The sequence below is a fragment of the Arenimonas daejeonensis genome, assembly GCF_007993735.1.
Taxonomy (GTDB): Bacteria; Pseudomonadota; Gammaproteobacteria; order Xanthomonadales; family Xanthomonadaceae; genus Arenimonas; species Arenimonas daejeonensis.
This window is the reverse complement of sequence record NZ_CP042453.1, coordinates 181,883-204,646: the sequence shown is the minus strand read 5'-3', so window position 1 is coordinate 204,646 and position 22,764 is coordinate 181,883. Positions and strand designations below refer to the sequence as shown.

The window sequence follows — 22,764 nt, the reverse complement described above, 5'->3', positions numbered from 1 at the left end:
GCGCGTGAACCAGAAATCGTAGTCGGCGCTGGCCGCGTGCAGCGGGCGCGTGGCGCCGGCGGCAAGGGCGGTGGTGAGGGCGGCGAGGAAGTGGCGGCGGTTCACGGGAGCGCCCTCTCTTGCCGGCAGGTTCGGGCGAAGAGCGTCCCCTCTCCCCGGCCCCTCCCCGCAAGGGGAGAGGGAAGCAGGGCCGAAGCCCCTCTCCCCTTGCGGGAGAGGGGTTGGGGAGAGGGGGAAGTGCGGAGCGGGATTCATGGGAGAGGGCGATGTGGCTTGGCGGCGGGCCCCCTCCTCAACCCTCCCCGCAAGCGGGGGAGGGAGAAGAAGCGTCACACCGCGTCGGACAGGGAGCTGAAGGTGAAGTCGCGCAGCTTCATCGGCGGGATCAGCATCGTGAACGGCGACTCGTCGCCGCTCAGGCGGATCGGTTTGCCCAGTTCTTCGATGTTGTTGAGCATGATCACCGGCGACTCGTTGAAGCGGAAGTTCTTCACCGGGTGCTTGATCTCGCCGTTCTCGATGTAGAAGGTGCCGTCGCGGGTCAGGCCGGTCAGCAGCACGGTCTGCGGGTCCACCAGGCGGATGTACCAGGTGCGCGTGACCAGGATGCCCTTCTGCGTGCCCTTGACCAGCTCGGCGGTGGATTTCGTGCCGCCGGACATGATCAGGTTGCCGGGCTGGCCGACCGCGCGCTTGCCCTTTTCCTTGGCCCAGAAGCGCGAGTACTGCAGGTACTCGACCTTGCCGTCCTTGATGATCGGGTGCTTTTCGCGCGGCAGGCCACTGCCGTCCCAGGGCATCACCGCCACTTCCGGGTGCCAGGGGTCGGCCTCGATGTTCACACGCGGGTCGTACACCTGTTCGCCGAGCTTGGTGCCGCCGCCCTTCTTGGACAGGAAGCTGCGGCCTTCGTCGGCCTGGCGGGCGTCGAAGAAGAACATCATGAAGTTGATCAGGCCGGCGGCTGCGGCCGGTTCCAGGATCACGGTGTACTTGCCCGGCTCCAGCGCCTTGGCCTCGGCCGAGTCGCGCGCCTTCTGGATCGCGGTCTGGATGTCGTCCTCGACCTTGAACTTGCCGACGTCGGCGGCGTTGCGCGCCACCCAGCCGGAGCCGCGGCCGTCCTCGGTGCGCACCGTGCAGGTGTAGTCGAGGTTGGTGGCGCGCTGGTAGCCGAAGTTGCCCTTGGAATTGGCGAAGGCGTAGAAGGTCTGGTCATCCTGCAGGAAGCCGGCGGCGATCAGCTTGTTGTCCTTGCACGGGCCGATGGACGCCGCGGCGACCCTGGCGCGCATCTCCGGGTGATGTCGGCGGTGGCCTGCACGAAGGTCGGGCTGGGGCGGTAGGTCTGCTTGTCGAGGGCCGGCATGTACTCCGGGTTCTCCGGGGCCAGCTTCGCCAGGTCCTCGGCGCGGCGCACCACGCGTTCCAGCGCGGCGTCGTCGAACTCGTTGATGGTGGCGATGCCTTCGCGTTTGCCGTACGCGCACTGCACGATCAGCTGGGTGTCGCTGACCTTGCCGCTGGTCGAGACCGCGTTCAGCGCGAAGCGGATGTTGCCGGTGACGTTGCCGGCCAGCGTGGCGGTGCACTCGTCGGCGGTGGACAGCTTCAGGACCTTGTCCAGGATGGCCTTGGCCTGTTCTTCGGTGTAGATGCTCATGGTCAGGCTCCTGGGCTCAGCCGATGTTGCGGGCGGTGTTGAGGACGTTCATGCCGTTGAAACGGGTCGTGCTCGACCCGTGCGACACGGCCGAGATCTGGCCCGGCTGGCCCTTGCCGTCGAAGAAGCTGCCGCCCAGGCGGTAGTCGGACTCGTCGCAGATGGCCACGCAGGCGTTCCAGAACTCCGGCGTGCGGATCTGGTAGGCCACGTCCTCGAGCATGCGGGTGATCTTGCCGTTCTCGATCTCGTAGAACAGCTGGCCGCCGAACTGGGCGTTGTAGCGCTGCTGGTCGATCGAGAAGGAACCGTCGCCGACGATGTAGATGCCCTTCTCGACGTCCTTGATCATCGCGTCCACGCTCAGCGGCGTCTTGCCCGGCGCCAGCGACACGTTGGCCATGCGCTGGAACTGCACGCTGGACCAGGAGTCGGCGTAGCAGCAGCCGTGCGATTCGCTTTCGCCGATGATGTGGGCCTGGTCGCGGATGGCCTGGTAGTTGACCAGGATGCCGTCCTTGACGAGGTCCCACTTTTTGCACTTCACGCCCTCGTCGTCGTAACCGACGGCACCCAGGCTGCCTTCCTGCACCTTGTCGGCGAACAGGTTGACGATGTTGCTGCCGTACTGGAACTTGTCGCGGCGCTTGTCGAGCGTGGCGAAGCTGGTGCCGGCGTAGTTGGCCTCGTAGCCGAGCACGCGGTCGAGTTCCAGCGGGTGGCCGACGTTTTCGTGGATGGTCAGGTACAGGTTGGTCGGGTCGAGCACCAGGTCGTACTTGCCCGGCTTCACCGACTGCGCGGTCAGCTTCTCGCGCGCCTGTTTGGCGGCCGCGACGGCGTCCTCGACCATGTCGTAGGTGTTGCCATAGTTGATGACACCGTTGGGCGACACGTACTTCTTGCCGCCGCCGTCGAGGTATTCGTAGCCCATGCCCACCGGCGCCGACAGGCCGTCGCGGGTGCGGAACTTGCCACTTTCCTTGTCCACCGCGGTGACGGTGAACGGGGCCCAGATGCGGTGGATGTCCTGGTCGATGTAGCTGCCGTCAGTGGAGGCGAAATACTTCTGCTCGTTGACCAGGAACAGGGTCGAGTTGACGAAGTCGGCGCCGGCCTTCATGGCGGCGGCGTTGACCGCCAGCAGAAGGTCCACCTTGTCCTTGATCGGAACTTCCATCGCGTTCTTCCTGATCGGTGCCTTCCAGCTCACCTCGCCGACGCCCTTGACCGGGGCCAGCTGCACGGGCTTGTCCTGCAGGCTGGAGTTGGCCTTGGCGATGGCGGCGGCCTGGCGCGCCGCGGCGGCGACGCCGGCGGTGCTCAGGTCGCGGGTGGCGGCGAAGCCCCAGGCGCCGTTGGCGATCACGCGGATGCCTACGCCGGTGGATTCGGTGTTCACCACGTTCTGGACCTTGTCCTCGCGGGTGACGACGAACTGCTGCAGGTAGCGGCCGATGCGCACGTCGCAGTAGCTGGCGCCGGCATCGGTGGCGGCCTGCAGGGCGGCGTCGGCGATCGCCTTCTTGATCGCGATGTCGAGGCCGGAAACCAGCTCCTCGGCGGCGATGGCGCGGCTGTAGGGCATCATCAGGCCGGCAAGGCCGACGCCCGAGATCGTCAGGAAGTCTCGTCTGTCCATCGTGTCGCTCCAACGGGGTGGGCTGGGCCGGCGGGCGTTCGCGCCGCCGACGGAGTGAATCAAGCCCGGCCGACTCTGGGCAACACGCCTGGGAGCGTCAAGTGACGAATGGCCTAGGGATCGAGCGACGCCTGCGGTCGGGGTCTTGTTGCGGTGCCTGGCCGCTTGTTCTTGCCGGTATCGGCAGCGGGCGTCGCGGCTGGCCGCACGGCATCGCCGGACGTCGTGGCGGGCGGTGTGGCGGTTTTAGGCGGTTTGGGCGTGGTCGTGTAAACGATGGGCTGTTGCAGCACCGGCGTGACGGCTTCGGAGCAGATCGTCGAGTCCTCGTTGCAGACGCGGTAGGCGGCGGTGAGGCCAGCCTGGGACTTGTCCCGCCATGCGCCCTTGTTCGACACGTTGCCGATGAAGCTGGCACCGCGGTAGATGTCGACCCGCGACGTTCCGCCATTCCAGTTCAGCCAGAGGATGCCGGGCCGGCTCCCGGCCTTGAACAGCCGGGCCTGCAGCCCGGTCGGCCCATTGGTTTCGGGATTGCGCTCGCACTCCCAGGTCTCGAGGATGCGCGGCCCGGTGTCGAGCACGACGAAATCCTGCGGGCGCACCGGCGCCGCCGGCACCGCCTGGTCGAACAGGCGCGAACCGATGCCCAGGCTGGCCCAGGTATGGTCGGTGTAGCGGTCGCTCTCGGCGGTCAGCGCGACATTGCCGCCGTCCGACAGCACGATGCCATAGCGCTGCATGGTGCGCAGGATCACCCGTGCCGCCGGTGGATAGAGGTTCACCGGGAAGTCGGCGCGCAACCGCAGTCGCGAGCCGTAGGGCACGGCGCCTACCGGACCGGTGGGACCACCGGCATGGCTGGCGGGGCGCACGTACTGGCCGTAACGCTTGCCGGAAACGACCGTGCTGGCCATGCGCGGGTTGGGAAGGATGAAGCGGATCGCATGGCCCAGGTCGCCGTTCGCGACCTGCATGGCGGCGTGGACCTCGTCGGCATTGAACAGCAGCGGCGCGATGGGAAAACCCGCGGCATCGGCGCTGGTGCAGTGCTCGCCGCGATTGTCGGCCGGGTAGACCTGCTCGAGCTTCCACACCGCCAGGCACTGCGCCTGCAGCCCGCCGCTGCCGCTGGCATTGGCACGGTAGGCCTCGAACAGCCGGTCGCCCTGCACCACCAGCAGGTGGCAGTCGCCGTTGGCATTCGCGCAGCTCAGGCCGTCCTGGCCCTCGATGGCGGCGTCCAGGGGCACTGGCATCGGCGTGCCGATGGGTTCGCAATCCGGCGCGTAGTACTCGTCGGCCGAGGGGTAGCCGACGATCGTGCGGGTCGGCGCGCCCGCCGGCGCATGAACGATGTGGAAGCTGAAGTCGATCTGCATGCGCCCGAAACCGAAACCGCCCAGCCCGACCCAGGTGTCGATCATGGACGCCGACTGCGGATGCACCGCGGCGTCCGAGATGTCCTGGTGCCACACGGCCTGCGGCGGGAAACGCGGCGGCGGTTCGGCGCGCGCGTCGGCGGCCAGGGCCAGGCTCAACAGCATCAGGGGCCAGCGCAGGGGCGTCATGGGCGATCCGGGCGACGGGCAATGCAAAAAGAATACGCCTGCCGGGGAACCGGGAGGGTGTGTTGTGGTCGGATGAACAGCGTGTTTGGCGGAACTTCAGGCGGAAACCGCCAGCCTGTGTCCCGAACCGTGACCCGCTTCTCAATTCGAGGTGAACAATGGCCAATCGATTCCACTACGGGCCCTGGCTTGCCGGCGTGGTGCTGCTCGCCAGCGGCGCAGCCCTCTGGTTCTACTTCCCGCGTTCCACGCCGGCACCCGCCGCGGAAGCGCCGGCCGCGCTGGCCACCGCACCGGCCGAAGCGCCCGAAGTCCAGCATCCGATCGACCAGGTGCCGGTATTGCCGGAGGAAGCGGTCGAGCCCTTGCCCGCGCTGGCCGACAGCGACGCCGCCGCGCTCGCGGCGCTCGGCGCGCTGATGGGTGGCGCCGATGTGTCCACCTGGCTGGTGTCGGAATACGTCGTGCAGCGCCTGGTCACCACCATCGACAACCTGCCGCGCAGCAGCGTCACCCGCCAGGCCTACGCGGCGAAGCCGATCGCCGGCACGCTGGCGGTGGCCGAAGCCGACGGCAAGCTGTGGCTCGACGCCGGCAACTACGCGCGTTACGACACCGCCGTGGCCGTGTTCGAAGCGGTCGACTCGCGCGCGCTGGTGTCGGCCTACGTGCGCTTCTACCCGCTGTTCCAGCAGGCCTGGCGCGAAGTCGGCGCCGGCGGCGAGTTCAACGACCGCCTGGTCCAGGTGATCGACCACCTGCTGGTCGCGCCGGAAGTCGCCGGCCCGATCGAACTGCAGCGCCCCGCCAACGGCCGGCCGCGGCTGGAGTTCGTGGATCCGCGGCTGGAGGGTGCCTCCGTCGGGCACAAGGCCCTGCTGCGCATCGGGCCTGACCATGCCGTGCGGGTGAAAACGAAGCTGCGCGAACTGCGCGGCCTGCTGGCGGGCAGCGTCCGCAGGGCTGACGACACGCGGCGGACAACAGTTCCGGCCGGGTCCGCGCCTTCCGGAACCGGCGTGCTTGGGGCTGCCGGGGCTGCGTGCTTGCGTTAGGCTGTCGCCCTCACTATCGGTCGGGAACCGGCATGTCGCCGCTGCAGTATCTCGGGCGCCAGCTGGCGACGTTCCTCGCCAAGCCGCGCGATCGCAACAGCCATATCCCCACCAGTCCGTACGGGCTGCTGGCGGCGACGTTGCGCAAGGGCGATGTGGTTCTGGTCGAGGGCAGCAGTCGCTTTGCGTCGGCGATCAAATACCTGACGCAATCCACCTGGTCGCATGCCGCGCTCTATATCGGCGACACGCTGGGGCCGCCACCGGCGGGCGAGGAGCCGCGCGTGCTGGTGGACGTGGACGTGGTCGAGGGCGTGCGCACGATCCCGCTGAGTGCGTTCTCCGGGCTGCACACGCGGATCTGTCGGCCGGTCGGACTGGGTGAGGCCGAGGTGGCCGCGCTGATCCGCTTCATGCTCGATCGCAAGGGCATCACCTACGACCTGAAGAACATCTTCGACCTGGCGCGTTATTTCATCCGCACGCCGCCGATGCCGGGTTCGATGCGCCGGCGCGCACTGGCGCTGGGCAGCGGCGAACCGACCAAGGCGATCTGCTCGACCCTGCTGGCGCAGGCCTTCGCGTCGGTGCGTTATCCGATCCTGCCCGAGGTCGAACTGGTGGACGCCAGGGCGCCCGGCATGGAGCACGCGCGCCGCGAGATCCTGCACATCCGCCACCACAGCCTGTACGCGCCGCGCGATTTCGACGTGTCGCCGTTTTTCGCGGTGGTGAAACCGCGGCTCGAGCAGGGGTTCGATTTCCGCCAGCTCGAATGGCGGGCACCCGACGACGGGGCCGATGCCGCGCCGTTGCCTCAGGGCTTGCCGGAGCCGGCTTCGTCGGCCAGCCGCTTGTCCAGCCAGGACGTGCCGCCGGCGGCGTAGGCGACGCAGGATCGCGGGTCGAACATCGCCTGCGGGTCCTGTTCGCGGCGTGCGAGTTTTTCGAACAGGCCCACCGCGGAAGGATGTGCCGACACCACCAGGTCGCAAGGCAGGGCGGCAACCCTGGCGATGGAGGTGCGCAGCTGCGAAACCTGTCCCGGGTGTTCGCTGAAACGATAGTCCGGCGACGAGACCGCGGTCAGGCTGTCGGCGAACACCAGGTCGCGGCAATCGTCGCCGTCGCAGCTGCGCCAGGTCCAGGTGGTGCCGCCGGGCGTGTGGCCGGGCGTGGCGTGCATCGTGAAGGTGATGCCGCCGACCTGCACGGTGGCGCCGTCCTCGATGGTTTCGACCTCGGCGATCGGCGGATAGTCATTGGCCTTTTCGCCGAACCCGGCCTGCGGGTCGCCGTGCGGCGAATTGCCGCGGCGCATGGCTTCGGCACCGATCGCACTGGTCACCACCGGCGCGCCGGTCAGGCGCTGCAGCGCGGCCAGGCCGCCGGCGTGGTCCCAGTGCGGGTGCGAGTTCAGCAGGAAACGCACGTCGCCGAGCCTGAAGCCCAGCGACTCGATGTTCGCGGCGATCAACGGCGCGCTCTGCGGCAGGCCGCCGTCCATCAGCACCAGGCCCTTGGGCGTGGCGACCAGCACGGCGCTCAGGCCCCGGGTGCCGACGTACCAGCTGTCGCCGTGCAGCCGGAACGGGGCCTGGGGCTCGTTCCAGGCGGCGCAGTTCGAACATTCGATCGGGGTGGTGTCGACGGTGGCCGCGGCGGCGGCCAGCAGCAGGATCTCGATCATCGGAGGAAAGCGGGAGGAGGGGGCGATGATTGTGGCCCGGCCCCGCGCCCCGGCGCGACCCCCAGCGTCGGCCACCGCTTGACGGAGCTGGCGCCCTGGCCGACTGTGGCCGCTGGGCCGGTACCGCGGTGCTGGCCGCCGGGGAGAGCGATGTCGCTGGATACACCAGATACCGGAACCAGGACCGGCACACGCGACTGGCGGCGCAGCCAGGTGGTCGCCGACACCTACCAGCGCTCGAAGCTGGCGGGTTTCCTCTACCTGTTCGGTTGGGCGGTGGTGGCCCTGCTCGGCCATGCCTACGACTTCGAACCCGCGGCGACGCTGGCGATCGGCGCCGCTTTCCTGGCCATGGGCGTACTGCGGCTGCGCCTGCGGCCGCCGGGCACGACCGACACGGCGGCCAACCGGCGCTGGTTGAAGCAATACGCGCTGGTGCTGCCGCTGGCGCCGGCGCTGTGGTCGGCGGTGCAGGTGTGGATCCTGCTGGACCCGCGGTTCGACGGCAGTGCACGCCTGGTCGCGCTGATCGCCACCATCGGTTACGCCACCGTGTTCGTGAACATGTACTCGACCGTGCGCACGCTGTCGGCGATCGGCGCGGCACTGCTGTTCGTGCCGGTGCTGGTGGTTTTGTGGGCCGATCCGCTGCACCGTGCGCTGGCGATCGCGATGTCCTTCTACGCGCTGTACCTGGTCGGGGCGCTGCTGGGCAGCCACGCCGAATACCGGCGCCGGCTGGACCTGGACCAGGCCCTGCGCGAGCAGCGCGACCTGTACGAGCAGCTCAGCCGCACCGATCCGCTGACCGGCGTGTTCAACCGCCGGCACTTCACCGCACGGCTTGAAGCCGCCGCGCAGCAGGCCACGGCGGGCGGCGAGGGGTTTTCGCTGCTGATCCTGGACATCGACCACTTCAAGCGCGTCAACGACCAATTCGGCCATGTCGTCGGAGATGCCTGCCTGGTGGCGGTGGCGGACCGGCTGCAGCGCGCCTTGCCCACGCCCGGGGCCCTGCTGGCGCGGCTGGGCGGCGAAGAGTTCGGCGTGCTGTTGCCCGGCGATCCGGGGTGGCGGTGGCCACGGCCGAGGCCTTCCGGTTCGACTTGTCGCAGCGGCCGCTGGAATGCGAAGGCCGGCGCCTGGACCTCACGGTCAGCATCGGCATCGGCGCCTTCGATCCGGCGGAACACGGCGATGCCGACGGCCTGTACCGCGCCGTGGACCTGGCCCTGTATGCAGCCAAGGCCCATGGCCGCAACCGCGTGCAGGCGATCCGCGCCGACGCCTGAGCGCGCAGGGCTAGAATTGCCGCCTTTCCCGCGGAGCCCCGCCTTGGCCACGTTCGCCGACGATCCTGCCCTCGAGGTGCTGTTCCTGCCGTTCGATGCCGGCGCCCTCTCGTGGCCGGCGCCGGGTGGGACGCTGTTCCTGCGCGCGCGCGCCGGCGTGGCGCTGAACGCCGCCCGCCGGCAGCGCCCGGTCTGCGAGCAGAGCTTCAAACCCTGGGCCGAGGCACTGGAGCGCGATGGCCTGGCGGTGTCGGAATCGAATTCGGGGCGTTTCGCGCGGGTGCTGGTGCTGTCGCCGCGCCAGCGCGACGAATCGCGCGCCCTGCTGGCGCGCGCCGTGGCCCAGGCGGAGGCCGGTGGCGTGGTGGTGGCCTGCGCCGCCAACAAGGAAGGCGCGCGCTCGATGGAGGACGACCTGGTGCGGCTTGCGGGTCCGGTGCACAGCCTGTCCAAGCGTCACTGCCGGGTCTGCTGGACCGCGCCGCTGGGCGATGCGGTGGACCGCGGACTGGCGGACGAGTGGCTGGCGCTGGATGCGCCGCGCCCGATCGCCGACGGTCGCTTCCGCAGCCGGCCGGGCCTGTTCGCCTGGGACCGCATCGACGCGGCATCGGCGCTGCTGGCGGAATGTTTTCCGGCCGATCTCGCCGGACGTGCCGCCGACCTGGGCGCCGGCTGGGGTTACCTGGCGGCGGAACTGCTGGCGCGCTGCCCCGGCATCACGGCGCTGGACCTGTACGAAGCGGAAGCGCGTGCATTGGCGCTGGCGCGTGAAAACCTGTCGGGCGCGCAGGTGCCGCTGTCCTTCCATTGGCACGACGTCGCGGCCGGGCTGCCCGGCGGCGGCTATGACGTGGTCGTGTCCAATCCGCCCTTCCACCAGGGACGCGCCGACGATCCCGAACTCGGGCGCGCCTTCATCGCCGCGGCGGCGCGCGCGCTGCGGCCGGGCGGCCGCTTCTGGCTGGTGGCCAACCGGCACCTGGCCTACGAACAGGCGTTGGCGCGCGGGTTTTCCTCGATGCGCACGGTGCGGGAACACGAAGGTTTCAAGGTGATCGAGGCGGTGAAGGCATGAAACTGGTGAAGCTGATCGCCAACCTGGGTTACGGCAGCCGCAAACAGGTGGCCCTGATGTTCCGCGAAGGCCGCATCACCGACCCGCAGGGCGAGGTGCTGTATGCCGACGACGCGATCGCGCATGCCGACGTGCGCGTGGACGGCGAGCCGCTGGATCCGCCGGCGGGGCTGTTGATCCTGCTGCACAAGCCGACCGGTTACACCTGTTCGACCAAGGATCCCGGCCGCGTCGTGTACGACCTGCTGCCACCGCGCTTCCGCCTGCGTGATCCGGTGCTGTCCACCGTCGGCCGGCTCGACCGCGACACTTCGGGCCTGCTGCTGATGACCGACGATGGTGCGTTGCTGCACCGGATCACTTCACCGAAGTCGCACTTGCCCAAGGTCTACGAGGCGACGCTGGCGCAGGATTTCCGCGGCGACGAGGCCGAGGTGTTCGGAAGCGGCACGCTGCTGCTGGAGTCGGAGAAGACGCCGCTGGCGCCGGCCGGGTTCGAGGCACTGGCGCCCAGGCGCGCGCGAATCACATTGGTCGAGGGCCGTTATCACCAGATCCGGCGCATGTTCGCGGCGGTCGGCAACCACGTCGAAACACTGCACCGGCATTCGCTGGGTGGGCTGGGTCTGGGCGACATGGCGCCCGGGGCCTGGCGGAACTGGGCGAAACCGACCGCGCGGCGATCTTCGGGGCTTCAGCCCCGACGCTCCAGATCAATCCCTGAAATTGTCGAACTGCAGCGGGATCTCAAGCTCGGCCTTGCGCAGCAACGCCATCGCCTCCTGCAGGTCGTCGCGCTTCTTGCCGCTGACCCGCAGCTTGTCGCCGTTGATCTGGGCCTCGACCTTGAGCTTGGCCTCCTTGAGCGTGGCGACGATCTTCTTCGCCAGTTTCTGCTCGATGCCCTGCTTGATGGTGACCTTCTGGCGCGCACCGGCCAGGTTCACCTCGGGCTCGGCCGCCTCCAGGCAGCGGATGTCGATGCCGCGGGCAACCAGGCGCGCGCGCAGGATGTCGAGCATCTGCTTGAGCTGGAAGTCGCTGGGCGCCTTCTGCATGACCACGAAGCCGTCGAGCTCGAAGCTCGCGTCCTGGCCCTTGAAGTCGAAGCGGTTGCCGAGCTCGCGGTTGGCGGTGTCCACGGCATTGGTGAGTTCGTGTTTATCGACTTCCGAAACGACGTCGAAGGAGGGCATGGCGGCGGCGTGATAGTGGGGACGGAGACCGATTCTAAACCGCGGTCGGGTCCGGGGGCAGGCCGGTCAACCTGACTGGCGGGCAACAGTGCCCGGGACAGGAGGAGACATTCAAACCGAATTCAGACGCGGGGTGCAACGTCCGCCCCGTGGATGCAGGCCCGATCCACGGCTGACCCCGAGGTGGAAGATGAACAAGATAATGATGGCTTCACTGGGCTTGCTGCTGGCGGGCGCGACCGCGTTGCCGGTGGCTGCCGACGTCGACAAGCGCCGGGCCGGTGGCGAGCCGTCCTGGCAGGACAGCGGGCGCCAGGGCGACAAGGGCCGTCATCGCGGCGACGGCCGCGACCACCGCCAGGAAAACCGCAGCGAACGCCACGACTACCGCAACGACCGCCGGGACTGGCGCGCCGACAACCGCGACCACCGCTACGACCGCCGTGACGACCGCCGCGACGACTACAGGTATGCCCGTCACGACAACCGCGGCCACCACGACAACCGTTACCGCGACTACCGCGGCGGCCACGGCAACTACGTGCGCCACAACGACCGCCGCTGGAACGGCTACCACTGGTATCCGCAGTACCGCTATCGCGCGCCGGCGCGTTACGTCCATCCGCACGGTTACCGCCCGTACCACTGGCGCGTAGGCCACCGCCTGCCGGCGCCGTACTACCAGCGCCACTACTACGTGGACTACCGCCACTACCACCTGCCGCCGCCGCCCTACGGTTACGGCTGGGTGCGCGTGGACCGCGACGTGGTGCTGGTCGCGTTGGCGACCGGCCTGATCCTCGACGCGCTGTACGGCGTGTACCACTGATCCCGGTCGCGTCACCACGGCAGATATGAAGGGCCGGCCATGCCGGCCCTTCCTTCATCCGGAAACCATGAACGCTGCAGACCGCGGTGCGGGGATGTTCTGACCATTCAACGGCGCTAACGCAACGATTACTTTTTACTCAGCGCGGGTTGTTTTCGTTGTTGCATGGTGGCATCGAAGCCCGAGGCTTCATTCCCCCAAGCGAAAGGAGTGCGACATGAACAAGTTCAACTCGACGGCGCTTGCCGCTTCGTTGACCCTGGCCCTGTCCGGTGCCGCGTTCGCCAGCGCCACAACGCCCCCGACCGACCCGGCCATGATCCCATCGGCCCCCGCCGAGGTCACTTTCGAACAGCTCGACACCGATGCCGACGGCTACGTGAGCAAGACCGACATCCCGGTCGAGCATGAGCTGTCCCTGCAGTTCGCCATCGCCGACAGCAACCAGGACTCGCGCCTGAGCCGCGATGAGTTCAACGCCTACCAGGACCCGCCGGAAGAGGAGGAAGCCGAGGAGTAAACCGGCACACGTCCCCCACGTGGAGCACACGGGCGGCCTTCGGGCCGCCCGTTTTTTCTGGCGGCCGGTCCCGGTCAGGGGCCGAACAGTTCCGGCTGCGGCGGCAGTTCTTCGTGGCGACGGAAGTTGGCCAGGCCCACGCCGACCAGGCGGTAGCGGGTGCGCGCCGGCAGTTCGACCCGCGAACGCAGTTCCAGCGCGATCGCCACCACCTGTTCCAGCGAAGTCGGCGGCTGCTGCGGCGTGAAGCTGCGGGTGAGGATGCGGAAGTCGGAGGTCTTGAGCTTGAGCACCACGGTCCGGCCGCTGCGGTCGGTTTCGCGCGTCGCCGCGGCCCAGGCTTTCCCGGCCAGGTGCGTGATCGCTTCGGTGGTGGCTTCCAGCGGTACGTCGGTGGCGAAGGTGTCTTCGGCCGAGACCTGGGTGGTAGGGCGCTCGCTTTCCACGGCGTGTTCGTCGATGCCGAGCGAGAGTTCGTGCAGGCGCCGGCCCCAGCGGCCAAACCGCCGTTCCAGCTCGACACCGCCGTGCGTGCGCAGCTGGCCCACGGAGCCGATGCCCAGCTGCGCCAGCTTCGCCTCCATCACCTTGCCCACGCCCGGCAGCTTGCCGACCGGCAGCGGCGCCAGGAAGTCGAGCACCATCGCCGGCTTGATCACGAACTGGCCGTCGGGCTTGCGCCAGTCGCTGGCGATCTTGGCCAGGAACTTGTTCGGGGCGATGCCGGCCGAGGCGGTCAGCTTCGTCTCTTCGCGGATTGCATCGCGGATGGCTTCGGCCACCGCCGTCGCGCTGGCCAGGCCCAGCTTGTTCACGGTGACGTCCAGGTAGGCCTCGTCCAGCGACAGCGGCTCGATCAGGTCGGTGTGGCGGGAGAAGATTTCACGCACCTGGCGCGACACCGCCTTGTAGCGCACGAAATCCGGTGGCACGAACACCGCCTCGGGGCACAGCTTCTCGGCCCGCAGCGCCGGCATCGCCGAACGCACGCCGAACCTGCGCGCCTCGTAGCTGGCCGCGCACACCACCGAACGCGCACCGCGCCAGGCCACCACCACCGGCCGGCCGCGCAAGGCCGGGTCGTCGCGCTGTTCGACCGACGCGTAGAACGCATCCATGTCCACGTGCACGATCTTGCGGGGCATGAGCATGGCGGCATTGTCGCGCAGCGCGCACTGGCCGAGCGACCTCCGGCAGCACGTTCTTTCCGGCATGGGGAAGTACTGGAAATGGATCCGCCGGGTCGCGATCACGCTGTCCGTGCTGGCGGTACTGGCTGGCATGGCCTATGGCGCCGTCTTCCTTGCCGTGGAAGCCGCGCTGCAGGTGCCGGCCACCGCGCTGCTGGCGACCACCCGACTGCCGCCCGGCAATGCCGACGAAGGCGCGCGGCTGGCCCGGATACTGGGCTGCCGGGGCTGCCACCGCGACGATCTCGGGGAGGCGTGTTCGCCGAAGTCCCGTACGCCTTCCGGCTGGTGGCGCCGAACCTGACCGAGGCCAGGCATCGTTATTCCGACGCCCACCTCCTGCGCCTGCTGCGCACCGGTGCGAAGCGCGACGGCCGCCTGGCCCTGGTGATGCCCAACAAGGCCTTCCAGCGCCTGCGCGACCAGGACGTGGCAGACCTGATCGCCTACCTGCGCGCAGTGCCGGAGGTGGCGAGCGAACACCCGCCCTCGGAAATCCGGCTGCTGGGCCGTATCGGCATCGTCGCGGGCGAATATTCCCCGGAGGACATGCATGCCGACCCGACCGAGTCGCCGCCGGTGCGCGCCGACCGCAGGGAAGCCGACCGCGGCCGCTACCTTGGTCACGGTGGCCTGCACCGAATGCCACGGCATGGACCTGGCCGGCTACCCGGAGGAAGGCACGCCCGGCCTGGCGGTGGCCAAGGCCTACACGCCCGAGGAATTCGACCGGCTGATGCGCACGGGCATCACCAAGGCCGGCACGGAAAGCACCAGTGGGCTGATGACCGAGATGGGCCGGAAACGCTTCCCGGCCTTCACCGACGAGGAAGTCGCGGCGATCAAGGCCTACCTCGACCGCCGCTGAGCCCGGTCACTCCACGCGTTCACGCAGCGTGGCGCGATAGCGGCGGCTGCAGGGCAGGGTGCTGCCGTCCTTCAGGTGCAGGCGGGCGTCGCCGGTATCCAGCGGTTCGATCATCGCCACGTGGTCGAGGTTGACGATGTGGCTGCGGTGCACCCGCTGGAAACGGCCGGGGTCCAGCCGCGCTTCGAGCGCCGCGATGGTGCTGCGCAGCGGGTAGTCGCGGCCGCGCACCCGCAGGTTCACGTAGTTGCCCGAAGCCTGCAGCGACTCGATGTCGTTGGCGGCGACCAAGAATTCCCGGCCCAGCTTGCGCACCAGGGAACCGTTCCGGTCGCTCGACGGGTTCCACCGGCGGCGTGTCATCGTCGGGTGCGTCGAGCAGGCGGGCCTCGCCCTGCAGGCGCCGCAGCAGGAACCGGTAGACCTCGATCACCACCACCGCCCCGGCGAAGGTGCGGATGTCCTTGATGTATTCGTAGAGCAACTGCCGTGGCCAGGAGCCGAAGTCGTAGCTGTCGCCGGCCCACAGGTAGATCGCCTTGCGGATCGCCACCATGGCGACCACGTGCACCAGGCAATAGGCCAGGCTGGCCAGCGCGTACCAGGGCAGTTGCCGGCGCCAGGTGTCCAGGTGCAGAGGAAAGCGCCGGGTGAACCAGGCCACGGCCGGCACCAGGGCCAGGATGACCAGATTGCTGCTCCACTCCCAGATCGCCGGTTCCATGGGGTGGAATTCGTACCCGGCCCGGGTCAGCTCCATCGTCACCGTGAGGGTGTTGCCGATGGCCGACACCGCCGCGGCGATGACCCAGTAGCCGATCTCGACCCAGCGGCGGTGGGGCAGGTAACGCTCGTACAGGGAGGGGGCGTGGGACGGGGCGGGGTCGGTCATGGCGTCATTCTAGGGGCTGGGCCCGTTCGGGCCGCCTCCGTTCGTCCCTTCGGTCCGCGATTCGTCCCCGGCGGCCCGCCGGGCGTCCCTCCGCGCTGTCCGGGGCGGTCGCGCCCGGGCAGTGTGGCGCCGACTTTCCACGGAGTGACCCATGCAACGCCGCCACGACATCGACGCCCTGCGCGTGCTCGCCCTCGTCTCGCTGATCGCCTACCACTGCGGCATGTTGTACGTGACCGAGTGGGAGTGGCACCTCAAGAGCAGCTACCTGCAGGACTGGCTGCAGTGGCCGATGCTGGCCATGAACCGCTGGCGCATGCCGCTCCTGTTCCTGGTCTCGGGCCTGGCCATCGGCCTGTTCCAGCCCTGGCGGGCGCCGGCCCGCTTCGCCCTGGCCCGCACCTGGCGGCTGTTCGTCCCGCTGGTGTTCGGCATGCTGGTGACGGTTCCGATCCAGCCCTATTGCGAGGGCGTGGCCAATGGCGACCTGGCGCCGGGGTTCTGGAACTTCATGCTCAGCTACTGGGGCGTGCAGCCGTTTCCGCCCGGCCTGGAGCCGGGTCGTTATGACCTGACCTGGAACCATCTCTGGTTCCTGGCCTACCTCTGGATCTACACCCTGGTGCTGACCGCGCTGCTGCCCCTGTTGGAATCCGGGCCGGGACGGCGCGCGCAGTCCTGGGCCGGCGCGCTGCGTGGCTGGAAGCTGGTGCTGCTGCCGGCCCTGCCGCTTGTGCTCTGGCTCAACGTGCTGTTGCCGTCCTTCGGCGACGCCGACCGCAACTTCGTCGACGACTGGTTCCGCAACGCCGAATATTTCACCGTCTTCTTCTATGGCTACGTGTTCGCGCGCTCGGCCGGTTTCTGGGACGAGCTGCTGCGCCTGCGCCGGCCGCTGCTGTGGGCGGCGCTGGCGATGCTGCTGGTCTACGTGCCGCTGCTGAAGTCGGACCTCGAGTTCCCCGAACCGGCGCTGGTGGCGATGCGCTGCCTGCGCGGCCTGTTCGTCTGGACCACGCTGCTGGCCATCCTGGCCTGGAGCCGGCACGTCTTGAACCGCCCGTTCCGCTGGCTGCCCTACGCCAGCGAGGCGGTGTTCCCCGGTACGTGATCCACCAGACCGCGACGGTGCTGCTGGCCTTCTGGCTGGTGCCGATGCAGCTGGGCGCGCCGCTGGAAGCGACGCTCGTGGTCGGCGGCACGCTCGTGGCCTGCCTGCTCGGCCACGAACTCGTGCGCCGGGTCGGCGTGCTGCGGCCGCTGTTCGGCCTCAAGCGGCGGACGGCCTCAGGCCGCCCGCAGCCGGAAACGCTCGCGGTAGTCGGCGGGCGTGAGTGAGGTGGCGCGCTTGAACAGTTTGCGGAAGCTGGAGGAGTCGCTGTAGCCGCAGTGTTCGACGATCTCGTCGAAGCTCAGCAGGGTCGTCTCCAGCAGCGCCTTCGCCCTTTCCACCCGCAGGTGCTGGATGTGGCCCAGCGGCGAATTGCCGTAGTGCTGGCGGAAGTGCCGCAGCAGGCTGCGCTCGCTGGTGCCGCAGGCCTCGGCCAGTTCACCGATGCTCAGTTCGCGGTGCAGTTCCTTCTGCAGGAAATGTTCCGCCTTCTCCGACAGCGAATGGCGCGGGCGTTCGGTCAGCGCCAGGCTGATGTAGGGCGCCTGGCTCTGGCGGTCGGGGTCGATCAGCATCATGCGGCCGGTGTGCTGGGCCAGCGCCGGATCGACATGCCGCGCCAGCAGCTGCAGCACGTAGCTCAGTACCGCGGTGCTGGCGCCGGTGGTGGTGATGTTGCCGTCCTCGACCACCATGCGTTCGATGTCCACCTTCACCCGCGGGTAGCGCTTGCGGAAGGCGGCGTGCAGCCACCAGCTCGAGGTCGCCTCGCGGCCGTCCAGCAGGCCGGCCTCGGCCAGAAGGAAGGTGCCGCAGCAACTGCCCGCCAGCGGCACGCCGCGCAGGTGCATGGCGCGCAGCAGTTCGATTTCCGGACCGTAGCCGCGCAGGCGCTCCAGCAGGTCGTCGGCACTGGAGTGCATGAAACCCGGCACCAGCAGCAGGTCCGGCGTGGCGACCGGCGGTTGCACCGGTCCGATGCTCAGGCCGCCAGTGCCGCTGACCGTGGCCTGGCCGCGGGCGCCGACCAGCACGGTCTGCAGCCGCAGGGTCGTGGCCGGGTCGCGCACTTCCGCCAGCTTCTGCGCGACCCGGAGGATGTCCATCGGTCCGGTCAGGCTGGAGAGGATGCAGCCGTCCATGGCCAGCAGGCCCAGGGTGAAATGCTGCTGGGGGCGGGCGATTTCAGTCAGTGACATAGATGGTTCCCGAGTTCTGCTGCAGCCAGGCGATCAGGCCGACCGGCAGCGCGAGCACGGCCTCGTCGGCGGCGATGGGCTGGCCACATTCGACCAGCCGGATGTGGCCGGGATGACCGGCCGGGAGCGGGGTGGCGGAAGGCGCCACCAGCTGCGGCAGGCCCTCGGCGTTGCGGGTCAGCAGCCACAGGCCGCGGGGTGGCTCCAGGCCGGCCCGGCAGTGTTCGGCGACGCTGAGTTTGCGGTCGTCGCCCTGCAGGGGCAGCAGGCGCCAGGCATTCGCGCCGCGGCTGAGCACCGCGTTGTAGCGCGCGCCTTCGACGAACACGGCCTCGTCGGCGACGGGGGCGGCGGCCCGGGTGGCGGTGGAAACCAGGGTCAGGGACAGCAGGGCAGTGGTGAACAGGCGCTTCATGGGGTTCTCCATGCATTCCGGGTGGGGTCCGGGGCAGGCACAGCGTCTCGCCGGGGTGGGGCCAACGGCAGTGGCGAAAACGCCACTATAAGGGTGAAAACGGACAAACCGCCCGTCCGGGGCGATTTCCGACAGGATCCGGCCCGGCGAACGCTGCCACCAGAACCTGATTCGCCGTTTCCTGTCGTTTCCCGCCACCGGAAACAGGACGGGCCGCTTGCGCGGCCCGTCGGGAGGGGTGCGGCGGTGGCTCAGCCCGCCGGACAGCCTTCGGTGTAATGCAGGTAGGCCCGTACCACGTCGCCCACGTCCATCACCCGTTCCACCCGGCCGCAGGTCAGCACCGGCGGGTTGTCGCGGGCCGGCAGCCACAGCGGGCCGGCGGCTTCGACCGGGGTCTGGCCAGTGGCCGGGGTGACCGACTCGATGTCGCCGGTTTCCATGTCGATCAGGCAGTCGAAGCGATCCATGCCGCTGTCGCGAAGCCGCACCGTGGCCTTGCCGTGGTTCATCGGCCAGGCCGCGGTGACCGCCTCGGTGGCCACGCCGCCGTCCAGGGCGCAGCGGTCGATGGCTTCGGACAGTTCGCCCAGGTAACGCGTCCAGGCGGCTTCCCCGGCGGTGGCGGCGTCGAAAGCAGGTGCGGCCGCCAGGTCCAGGCCGAATTCGACGCTGCAGCAGCCGCTGCCTTCGTTGCCGTCGGCCAGCTTCACCACCGCGCCGAAGGGCGATGCAGGACCGTCGGCCATGGTGTCGAAACACTGGCCCGGCGTGATCATGGCTTCCACCACCGCCGCATCGTCCTCGTCGGTACCGCGGAAGGTGTAGGCGCCGGTGCCGGTGGCTTCCAGCGCGCCGATCAGCGGGATTTCCGCCTCGGGCGTCTTGAGCAGGGCGCTGGCCGTGCTGATGTCCAGCGACCAGAAGGGTTCGTTGCCGCGACACAGGAAGGCGCGTGGCACCTGGCCGGTGGGCGCGGCTTCCGGCACGGGCGCCGGGGTTTCGGCGACGGGCGCTGGCGCGGCAGGGGCGGGGGCTTCCGGCTCAGGCGCCGGTCGGCAGCCGGCGAGCGCGATCACGAGCAGCAGGGGCAGGCAGGCGTGGCGCATCGGTGGTCTCCGGGCAGGGGCGAGCAGACGATGCCGCAGCGGCGTGGCGCCGGCAAGCGCGCCGCGAGCCTGAACGGCTGCCGGCCGGCAGTGACCGCAGCGTCAACCCGACCCGCCGCCGGACGTTTTTTCCAGCACGGGCGGAATGGACCGCCTTCCACGGAGACAACCATGTTCAAGCCCCTGTTCTGCACCGCCCTGGTCCTGGCCAGCGGCGTCGCCCTGGCCCAGTCCGGCGATCCCGACCGCGAGGCGCGCCGCGCCGAATGGCAGGCCAAGGCCGACGCCCGTTTCGCCGAAGCCGACAAGGACGCCGATGGCCGTATCGACAAGGTCGAGGCCCAGGCCTTCGGCGAGCGTTTCAACAAGCATTTCGACCGCATGGACGCCAACAAGGACGGCGAACTGGACAAGCAGGAACTGGCGCAGGCGCGCCACCACGGCCGCAAGGGCCATCACCGCATGCACAGCTACCTGGCGTTCCAGCGTGGCCTGATCAAGGGCATGGACGACGACGGCGACGGCGCGATCAGCCGCGCCGAGCTGGGCGACAAGATGCCGAAGTGGAGCGAGAACTTCGCCACCATCGACACCGATGCCGACGGCAAGCTGAGCCGCGAGGAGTTGCGTGCCTCGGCACGCCAGGCGCACGAAGCGCGCAAGGCGCAGCGCGAAGCTTGAGTCCTGGGCGGGGTTGCGGGGCGGCCGGGGGGCCGCCCCGCTCTTTTTCGTGATGGTGGCCGCCCACGAAGGGTGAAATCCGCCGCAGGGAACTTGCGCGCCGTATCGGGGTCCATGACCCGGGTCACGTCCGACTTCCGGCACAGGCCGGACTGCAACCAAAGGCAGACCCTAGGCATCGGACGGACATGGCCCGCTGTCTCCACGGCCCGACGTTTCCTCTTGCGCTCGGGTTCATCACGAACCCCGCCTGGGTGCGAACAGCACGCGCACCTGATGTGTTTGCGCTCCCCAACGCCCTCCGGTACCCCACGGAGGGCATTTTTTTGCGATGTCCCCGGATGTCCTGCCGGAACGCCGGCACGACGCGCCCAATACGCCTGCGTAGGCGCAGGCCCGCGTCGGAAGCGCTTGGCCGCCGGTGTCGAACAGGGCGAGAATAGCCGCAGACTCTCTTGCGGGATCCAGGTGGAACCATGGCCGAGCTGAAGGAAGCGCGGGTGCCGGATATCGGCGACGACAAGGACGTGCCGGTGATCGAGCTGCTGGTGCAGCCCGGCGACACCGTGAAGAAAGACCAGGGCCTGGTGACGCTGGAATCGGACAAGGCCACGATGGAAGTGCCGGCGCCGTTCGACGGCATCGTGCGCGAACTCAAGGTCAAGATCGGCGACGAGCTGTCGGAAGGGTCGGTGGTGGCGTTGATCGAGCCGGCTGCAGCGGCACCTGCGGGTGACGCCAAGCCTGTGGCGCCCCCACCCCAGCCCTCCCCCGCGAGCGGGGGAGGGAGTGAGGTCGCGGCGAAGGCGGCGATTCCGGCGACGCCCGCACCTGCGACGGCAGCACCGACAGCTGCCGTGGTCGAAACGCCGACCCGTTCGCCGCCGGTCGCCTTCGACGCCGACGCGCTGATGCCCGGCAAGGTGCCGCATGCCAGCCCGGCGGTGCGCCTGTTCGCGCGCGAGCTCGGCGTGGACCTGGCCCAGCTCAGCGGCAGTGCCCGCGCCGGCCGCATCACGAAGGAAGACGTGCAGGCTTTCGTCAAGGCCGCGTTGGCTGGCGGCGGCGCACCACGCGCTTCCGGCGGTGGTGGCGGACTCGACCTGATCCCGTGGCCGAAGGTGGACTTCGCGAAGTTCGGCGCGATCGAAAGCAAGCCGCTCTCGCGCATCCAGAAGCTGTCCGGCGCCAACCTGGCGCGCAACTGGGCCATGATCCCGCATGTCACCCAGCACGACGACGCCGACATCACCGAGATGGAGGCCTTCCGCAAGAAGGGCGAAGAGAACAAGGACACCAAGGTCACGCCGCTGGTGTTCCTGATCAAGGCCGTGGTGGCGGCGCTGAAGAAGTACCCGAACTTCAACGCCTCGCTCGACGGCGACAACCTGGTGCTCAAGCAGTACTTCCACATCGGTATCGCGGTGGACACGCCCGACGGCCTGGTGGTGCCGGTGATCCGCGACGCGGACCGCAAGGGCCTGCTGGAACTGGCGAAGGAACTGGGCGAGATCAGCGCCAAGGCGCGCGACAAGAAGCTGTCGTCGGCCGACATGCAGGGCGGGTGTTTTTCGATCAGCTCGCTGGGCGGCATCGGCGGCACCGGGTTCACGCCGATCATCAATGCGCCGGAAGTCGCCATCCTGGGCGTGTCGCGCAGCGCGATGAAGCCGGTGTGGAACGGCAAGGAGTTCGCGCCGCGGCTGGTGCTGCCGATGAGCCTGAGCTACGACCACCGCGTGATCGACGGCGCCGCCGCCGCGCGTTTCACCGCCTACCTGGCCCAGGTGCTGGGCGATCTGCGCCGGCTGCTGCTCTGATGCCGCATCCGCTGCCCGCCATCCCCGGCCAGCCGCCGGCGCGTGTGCGCGTGGCGGCGGTGCAGTACGGGCAGCACCGGGTGACGGGTTTCGACGGCTTCGCGGCCAAGGTCGAGGAATTCGTGCGGGTCGCCGCTGACTACGGCAGCGACTTCGTGGTGTTTCCCGAACTGTTCACCCTGCAGCTGCTCAGCGCCGAGCTGCGTCTGCTCGACCCCGCCGCGGCGATGGAACGCCTGAGCCAGCACACCGGTGAATTCACCGCCTTGCTGCAGCGGCTGGCGAAGCAGCACCACATCCACATCATCGGCGGCACCCACCCGACCCGTACGCCTGAAGGCACGCTGCGCAACATCTGCTACGTCGCCACCCGCGACGGCCGGCTGCACCGGCGCGACAAGCTGCACATCACGCCCAGCGAAGCCGGCAGCTGGGCGGTGGACGGTGGCGACAGCGCCGGCGTGATCGAAACCGACGCCGGCCCGGTCGGCGTGATGGTCTGTTACGACAGCGAATTCCCCGAACTGGGTCGGCACCTCACCGACCAGGGAGCGTTGATCCTGTTCGTTCCCTATTGCACCGACCTGCGCAGCGGCCACCTGCGGGTGCGCTACAGCTGCCAGGCGCGCGCGGTCGAGAACCAGGTCTACGTGGTCGCGGCCGGCAATGTCGGCCATTGCCCGAACGTCGCCAACTTCGACATCCAGTACGCGCAGTCGGCGGTGTACACGCCCTGCGACACGCCGTTCCCGCCCGAGGGCATCGCCGCCGAGGCCGCGCCGCAGGTGGAACAGCTGGTCTTCGCCGACCTCGACCTGGCCGCGCTGCAGCAGGCGCGCCGCGACGGCACGGTGAAGAACCTGATCGACCGCCGGCCCGAGCTGTACGCGCAGTGGCGCGGCGAAACCAACTGACCCAGGACGGCGCGTCCGCGCGCCAGGCT

General features: G+C 69.1%; 18 protein-coding genes and 5 pseudogenes. 13 read left to right on the top strand and 10 right to left on the bottom strand.

Features of this window, described 5'->3' with window-relative positions; translation table 11 throughout:
• Nucleotides 1-329: 329 nt before the first annotated feature.
• From FRZ33_RS01020 to FRZ33_RS01010, 3 genes and pseudogenes are all read right to left on the bottom strand, one after another.
• Nucleotides 330-1,663: pseudogene (locus FRZ33_RS01020) on the bottom strand (TldD/PmbA family protein).
• Between the two features lie 16 nt (nucleotides 1,664-1,679).
• A complete protein-coding gene (locus FRZ33_RS01015; protein WP_146907062.1) occupies nucleotides 1,680-3,305 on the bottom strand; it encodes a TldD/PmbA family protein in 1,626 nt (541 codons plus the stop codon).
• Nucleotides 3,306-3,418: 113 nt separating this feature from the next.
• Complete coding sequence (locus FRZ33_RS01010; protein WP_146907061.1) at nucleotides 3,419-4,876, bottom strand: hypothetical protein; 1,458 nt, start codon at nucleotides 4,874-4,876, stop codon at nucleotides 3,419-3,421.
• 158 nt (nucleotides 4,877-5,034) lie between these two features.
• Between FRZ33_RS01010 and FRZ33_RS01005 the strand changes: the two genes are divergently transcribed.
• The gene (locus FRZ33_RS01005) at nucleotides 5,035-5,931 is read left to right on the top strand and encodes a DUF3014 domain-containing protein (protein WP_146907060.1); all 897 of its coding nucleotides are present in this window, start codon (nucleotides 5,035-5,037) and stop codon (nucleotides 5,929-5,931) included.
• A 32-nt stretch (nucleotides 5,932-5,963) separates the two neighbouring features.
• Nucleotides 5,964-6,818 carry a C40 family peptidase gene (locus tag FRZ33_RS01000; protein WP_146907059.1) on the top strand — a complete coding sequence of 285 codons (855 nt, stop codon included), beginning with the start codon at nucleotides 5,964-5,966 and terminating at the stop codon, nucleotides 6,816-6,818.
• Here the strand turns inward: FRZ33_RS01000 and bla are convergent.
• Nucleotides 6,749-7,621, bottom strand: coding sequence for a subclass B3 metallo-beta-lactamase (bla, locus tag FRZ33_RS00995; RefSeq protein ID WP_158637038.1), 873 nt, complete (start codon nucleotides 7,619-7,621; stop codon nucleotides 6,749-6,751). The genes FRZ33_RS01000 and bla overlap by 70 nt on opposite strands.
• Before the next feature lie 150 nt (nucleotides 7,622-7,771).
• On the opposite strand from bla, the pseudogene FRZ33_RS17180 reads away from it, so the two are divergent.
• The 3 genes and pseudogenes from FRZ33_RS17180 to FRZ33_RS00985 form a co-directional block, all read left to right on the top strand.
• A pseudogene (locus tag FRZ33_RS17180) lies at nucleotides 7,772-8,671 on the top strand (GGDEF domain-containing protein); the annotation flags it as partial.
• A gap of 285 nt (nucleotides 8,672-8,956) precedes the next feature.
• Nucleotides 8,957-9,991, top strand: a complete 1,035-nt coding sequence (locus tag FRZ33_RS15675; protein WP_227977969.1) for a class I SAM-dependent methyltransferase — start codon at nucleotides 8,957-8,959, stop codon at nucleotides 9,989-9,991.
• Nucleotides 9,988-10,715: pseudogene (locus tag FRZ33_RS00985) on the top strand (pseudouridine synthase). Before FRZ33_RS15675 ends, FRZ33_RS00985 begins: the two are co-directional and overlap by 4 nt.
• On the opposite strand, the gene FRZ33_RS00980 reads toward FRZ33_RS00985, so the two are convergent.
• On the bottom strand, nucleotides 10,705-11,187 hold the full coding sequence (locus FRZ33_RS00980; protein WP_146910541.1) for a YajQ family cyclic di-GMP-binding protein: 483 nt from the start codon (nucleotides 11,185-11,187) through the stop codon (nucleotides 10,705-10,707). The pseudogene FRZ33_RS00985 and the gene FRZ33_RS00980 sit on opposite strands and share 11 nt — an antisense overlap.
• A gap of 190 nt (nucleotides 11,188-11,377) precedes the next feature.
• On the opposite strand from FRZ33_RS00980, the gene FRZ33_RS00975 reads away from it, so the two are divergent.
• The gene (locus tag FRZ33_RS00975; RefSeq protein ID WP_146907056.1) at nucleotides 11,378-12,016 is read left to right on the top strand and encodes an RcnB family protein; all 639 of its coding nucleotides are present in this window, start codon (nucleotides 11,378-11,380) and stop codon (nucleotides 12,014-12,016) included.
• Nucleotides 12,017-12,233: 217 nt separating this feature from the next.
• Nucleotides 12,234-12,536: an EF-hand domain-containing protein gene (locus FRZ33_RS00970; RefSeq protein WP_146907055.1), complete on the top strand. Its 303-nt coding sequence runs from the start codon at nucleotides 12,234-12,236 to the stop codon at nucleotides 12,534-12,536.
• A gap of 74 nt (nucleotides 12,537-12,610) precedes the next feature.
• Here the strand turns inward: FRZ33_RS00970 and dinB are convergent, their stop codons facing one another.
• Nucleotides 12,611-13,687, bottom strand: coding sequence for a DNA polymerase IV (dinB, locus tag FRZ33_RS00965; RefSeq protein WP_146907054.1), 1,077 nt, complete (start codon nucleotides 13,685-13,687; stop codon nucleotides 12,611-12,613).
• Here dinB and FRZ33_RS00960 point away from each other — a divergent pair.
• Both FRZ33_RS00960 and FRZ33_RS00955 read left to right on the top strand, forming a co-directional pair.
• The gene (locus FRZ33_RS00960; RefSeq protein WP_146907053.1) at nucleotides 13,680-14,030 is read left to right on the top strand and encodes a hypothetical protein; all 351 of its coding nucleotides are present in this window, start codon (nucleotides 13,680-13,682) and stop codon (nucleotides 14,028-14,030) included. The genes dinB and FRZ33_RS00960 overlap by 8 nt on opposite strands.
• Before the next feature lie 249 nt (nucleotides 14,031-14,279).
• A complete protein-coding gene (locus FRZ33_RS00955) occupies nucleotides 14,280-14,594 on the top strand; it encodes a c-type cytochrome (RefSeq protein ID WP_146907052.1) in 315 nt (104 codons plus the stop codon).
• A gap of 6 nt (nucleotides 14,595-14,600) precedes the next feature.
• Here the strand turns inward: FRZ33_RS00955 and FRZ33_RS00950 are convergent.
• Nucleotides 14,601-15,486, bottom strand: a pseudogene (locus FRZ33_RS00950) (LytTR family DNA-binding domain-containing protein).
• A gap of 151 nt (nucleotides 15,487-15,637) precedes the next feature.
• Here FRZ33_RS00950 and FRZ33_RS00945 point away from each other — a divergent pair.
• Nucleotides 15,638-16,824, top strand: a pseudogene (locus FRZ33_RS00945) (acyltransferase family protein).
• On the opposite strand, the gene FRZ33_RS00940 reads toward FRZ33_RS00945, so the two are convergent.
• The 3 genes from FRZ33_RS00940 to FRZ33_RS00930 form a co-directional block, all read right to left on the bottom strand.
• A complete protein-coding gene (locus tag FRZ33_RS00940) occupies nucleotides 16,774-17,796 on the bottom strand; it encodes a GlxA family transcriptional regulator (RefSeq protein ID WP_146907051.1) in 1,023 nt (340 codons plus the stop codon). The pseudogene FRZ33_RS00945 and the gene FRZ33_RS00940 sit on opposite strands and share 51 nt — an antisense overlap.
• Complete coding sequence (locus FRZ33_RS00935) at nucleotides 17,783-18,211, bottom strand: hypothetical protein (RefSeq protein ID WP_146907050.1); 429 nt, start codon at nucleotides 18,209-18,211, stop codon at nucleotides 17,783-17,785. Before FRZ33_RS00935 ends, FRZ33_RS00940 begins: the two co-directional genes overlap by 14 nt.
• A 251-nt stretch (nucleotides 18,212-18,462) precedes the next feature.
• Nucleotides 18,463-19,320: a hypothetical protein gene (locus FRZ33_RS00930; protein WP_146907049.1), complete on the bottom strand. Its 858-nt coding sequence runs from the start codon at nucleotides 19,318-19,320 to the stop codon at nucleotides 18,463-18,465.
• 171 nt (nucleotides 19,321-19,491) lie between these two features.
• Between FRZ33_RS00930 and FRZ33_RS00925 the strand changes: the two genes are divergently transcribed.
• From FRZ33_RS00925 to FRZ33_RS00915, 3 genes are all read left to right on the top strand, one after another.
• Nucleotides 19,492-20,001: an EF-hand domain-containing protein gene (locus tag FRZ33_RS00925; RefSeq protein WP_158637035.1), complete on the top strand. Its 510-nt coding sequence runs from the start codon at nucleotides 19,492-19,494 to the stop codon at nucleotides 19,999-20,001.
• Between the two features lie 476 nt (nucleotides 20,002-20,477).
• Entirely contained in the window at nucleotides 20,478-21,821 is a 1,344-nt protein-coding gene (gene aceF, locus FRZ33_RS00920) for a dihydrolipoyllysine-residue acetyltransferase (RefSeq protein WP_146907047.1), read from the top strand.
• On the top strand, nucleotides 21,821-22,735 hold the full coding sequence (locus tag FRZ33_RS00915) for a carbon-nitrogen hydrolase family protein (protein WP_146907046.1): 915 nt from the start codon (nucleotides 21,821-21,823) through the stop codon (nucleotides 22,733-22,735). The genes aceF and FRZ33_RS00915 overlap by 1 nt, the downstream gene beginning before the upstream one ends.
• Nucleotides 22,736-22,764 lie beyond the last annotated feature (29 nt).